Source organism: Sulfuricaulis sp. (assembly GCF_024653915.1).
Lineage (GTDB): Bacteria > Pseudomonadota > Gammaproteobacteria > Acidiferrobacterales > Sulfurifustaceae > Sulfuricaulis.
Genome location: NZ_JANLGY010000010.1, coordinates 1 through 3,626, shown reverse-complemented (window position 1 = coordinate 3,626; position 3,626 = coordinate 1). Strand labels below are relative to the sequence as shown.

Below are 3,626 nucleotides of genomic sequence, written 5' to 3'. Positions count from 1 at the left end.
CATCGACACGCAGCGCACGGCGACGCCATCATGTTGCAAACGCTCGGCGGCGGCGAGGATCAGGCTGACTTCGGAGCCGCTGGCGATCAGTATCAGTGCGGGTTGGCGATCCTTCGCCTCGCTCAGCACATAGGCGCCACGGCGCAGGCCGTCAGCGTTGGCATAGCGGCTGCGGTCGAGCGTGGGCAGGTTCTGCCGGGTCAGCACCAGCAGCACCGGACGGTTGCCGGTTTCCACCGCCACCTTCCACGCCACCGCGGTTTCGTTGGCGTCGGCGGGGCGGATCAGGGTGAGGTTCGGGATTGCCCTCAGATTGGCCAGTTGCTCGACCGGCTGGTGGGTGGGCCCGTCTTCGCCAACTGCAATGCTGTCGTGGGTGAACACATGCACGACATGCAAACCCATCAGCGCGGCCAGCCGGATCGGCGGGCGCATGTAATCGGAGAAAATGAAGAAGGTGGCGCCAAACGGGATGAAGCCGCCATGCGCGGCCAGCCCGTTGACAATGGCGCCCATCGCATGTTCGCGCACGCCAAAATGCAGATTGCGGCCGGCGTAACTCCAGCCGCCGCCGTCTGACCCTTCACTGTCCTCGCCAGATGCCATGGTCGGGTTGAAATCGCCCAGCCCCTTCAGCGCGGTGTGGGTGGACGGGTCCAGATCGGCCGAACCGCCTGCAAGGGCGGGCAGTTTCGGTGCGAACGCATTCATGACCTTGCCACTGGCGACGCGGGTGGCCAGGCCCTTGGCGTCGGCGGGAAAGACCGGGATGTCCGCGGCCCAACCCGGTGGCAGCTCACCGCGCAGGCGACCTTGCAGCTCTTTCGCCAACTCGGGGAATACCTTGACATAGGCGTCCAGCCGTCCGTTCCAGTCGGCCTCGACCTTCGCACCACGATCCACTGCCTCGCGAAAATGTGCCAGCGCGGGCTCGGGCACCAGAAACGGCGGATCGATCGGCCAGTCCAGCTTTTCCTTGGTTGTTTTTATATCCTCAACGCCGAGCGGCGATCCGTGTGCCTTGTAGCTATCCTGCTTGGGCGAGCCAAAGCCAATATGGGTACGCACCAGAATCAGCGAGGGTCGCGTGAGGTCGGCGCGGGCGGCGTCCAGCGCGGCGCTTATCGCTGCCACGTCGTTGCCCTCGACCACGCTGATCGTCTGCCAGCCATAGGCTTCGAAGCGTTTGGCGCGATCTTCAGAAAATGTGATGTCGGTGCCGGCCGATAGCGTGACGTAGTTGTCGTCGTACAGACAGATCAACTTGCCGAGCCGGAGATGTCCGGCCAGTGAGGCGGCCTCAGAGGCAACTCCTTCCATCAAGTCGCCGTCGCTGATGATGGCCCAGGTATGGTGGTCGATCAGCGTGTGGCCGTCCCGGTTGTAGCGTGCGGCCAGATTCGCTTCACCAATCGCCATACCAACCGCGTTCGCCAACCCTTGCCCGAGTGGTCCGGTAGTGACTTCAACACCCGGCGTATGGCCGCGCTCGGGATGTCCCGGCGCCTTGCTACCCCACTGGCGGAATTGCTTGATGTCGTCCAGCGAGAGCTCGTAGCCGGTCAAGTGCAACAGGCTGTAGAGCAGCATCGAGCCGTGGCCCGGCGAAAGCACGAAACGGTCGCGATCGAACCAGTGCGGATTGCGCGGATTGTGCTTGAGCTGGTGTGTCCACAGCACATAGGCCATCGCCGCCGCCCCAAGCGGCATGCCCGGATGTCCGCTGTCGGCCTGTTGCACGGCGTCTACCGACAGAAACCTCACGGTGTTGATGCAAAGCTGATCGAGTTGGTCTGACATGGTTATTCCTTAATGCTCCGTCAGCGCGCGGTCGACGATGGCCTGCGCCTCACCCAGCAGGCTGCGCAGATGGTCCGCGCCACGGAAGCTTTCGGCATAGATCTTGTAGATGTCTTCGGTGCCGGATGGGCGCGCCGCAAACCAGCCACTCTTCGTCACCACTTTCACTCCACCGATGGCTGCGTCGTTGCCAGGGGCCTGGGTAAGTATGTTCAGAATCTTTTCACCCGCCAGTTCTGCAGACTTTATCTGCTGAGGTGAGAGTTGAGCCAGCCTGTGCTTTTGCTCCGGGGTCGCTGGCGCCTCAACACGATCATAAACCGGTTCGCCAAATTCGTGCGCCAGCTCCTGGTAGATTTCACCGGGATCGCGGCCCATGCGCGCGGTTATCTCCGCCGATAACAATGCCGGAACAATGCCGTCTTTATCCGTCGTCCAGACGCTGCCATCCAGGCGGCTGAAAGAAGCACCCGCGCTCTCTTCACCGCCAAAGCCCAGCGAGCCATCGAGCAGGCCATCGACGAACCACTTGAAGCCGACCGGAACCTCGTAGAGCTTGCGGCCGAGCTTTGCCGTGACGCGATCGATCATCTGGCTACTGACCACCGTCTTGCCCACCGCCGCATCCTTGCGCCATTTCGGCCGATGCTGGAACAGGTAGGAAATGGCGACCGACAGGTAATGGTTGGGCGGCATCAGGCCCGCGTTGCGGGTCACGATGCCATGCCGGTCATGGTCGGTATCGCAGGCAAAAGCGATATCGAATCGGTCCTTGAGCTCAATCAAGCCCTGCATGGCGTAGGGTGAGGACGGATCCATGCGGATCTGGCCGTCCCAGTCGACCGTCATGAAGCGAAAGGTCGGATCGACGGTTTCGTTCACCACGGTGAGATCCAAACCATAGCGCTCGGCAATCGCGGCCCAGTAGTGGACACCGGCGCCGCCCAGCGGATCCACACCCATGCTGATGTTTGCGCCACGAATGGCCACCATGTCGAGTACCTTGTCGAGGTCGTTGACATACGCATTGAGGTAGTCGTGCCGGTGCGTGGTGGCGGCACGCAGCGCCTTTTCGAACGGCATTCTTTTCACGCCCAGCAGGTTGCCTTCCAGCAACGCATTGGCCTGGGTCTCGATCCAGTCGGTAACGTTGGTATCCGCCGGCCCGCCGTTGGGTGGGTTATATTTGAAGCCGCCGCTGTCCGGTGGATTGTGTGACGGCGTGATGACAATGCCGTCTGCCAGCCCCGTAGCGCGGCCTCGGTTGTAGACGAGTATGGCGTGAGAAACTGCGGGTGTGGGGGTGTATTCGTCGTGCTCGGCAAGCATGACTTCCACACCATGGGCCGCCAATACTTCAAGTGCACTGGCCAACGCCGGCTCGGACAAGGCGTGCGTGTCGATACCCAGAAACAACGGGCCATCGATGCCCTGCTGCTGGCGGTACCGGCAAATCGCCTGACTGATGGCAAGCACATGCCCTTCGTTGAAGCTGTTTTCAAACGCGGAACCGCGATGTCCTGAAGTACCGAACGCAACCTGTTGCGTGGGCTCAGAAAAGTCCGGCCGGCCGGAATAGTAGGCCGTGATGAGTCTGGGCACATTGACCAGCATCGCCGGCGTGGCCGGTTTGCCTGAAAGAGGACTTATTGTCATGGCTTGCGTCTCCATTACGGTACGTCACCTCGTCACCTCGTCACCTCGTCGCCGGTGGTGGTGGTGGTGGTGGTGGTGGTTCGCGATTGACGCTGCAGCCCATATTCATGAGCCTTCGCTCCTGAGCCGGCGGTAGCGCCGGATGAGCGCATTGGTCGAGCTGTCGTGCG

Annotated in this window: 3 protein-coding genes; 1 reads left to right on the top strand and 2 read right to left on the bottom strand. The window is 61.9% G+C overall.

From position 1 onward, the window contains the following. The coding region (gene tkt, locus NUV55_RS05415) for a transketolase (RefSeq protein WP_296671049.1) at positions 1-1,800 on the bottom strand (1,800 nt) is incomplete at its 3' end. A gap of 9 nt (positions 1,801-1,809) precedes the next feature. After that, on the bottom strand, positions 1,810-3,456 hold the full coding sequence (pgm, locus tag NUV55_RS05410; RefSeq protein WP_296671047.1) for a phosphoglucomutase (alpha-D-glucose-1,6-bisphosphate-dependent): 1,647 nt from the start codon (positions 3,454-3,456) through the stop codon (positions 1,810-1,812). On the opposite strand from pgm, the gene NUV55_RS05405 reads away from it, so the two are divergent. Next, positions 3,455-3,592 (top strand): hypothetical protein, encoded by a 138-nt coding sequence (locus NUV55_RS05405; protein ID WP_296671045.1) that lies wholly within the window; start codon positions 3,455-3,457, stop codon positions 3,590-3,592. The two genes, pgm and NUV55_RS05405, sit on opposite strands and share 2 nt — an antisense overlap. The last annotated feature ends 34 nt before the right edge of the window (positions 3,593-3,626 follow it).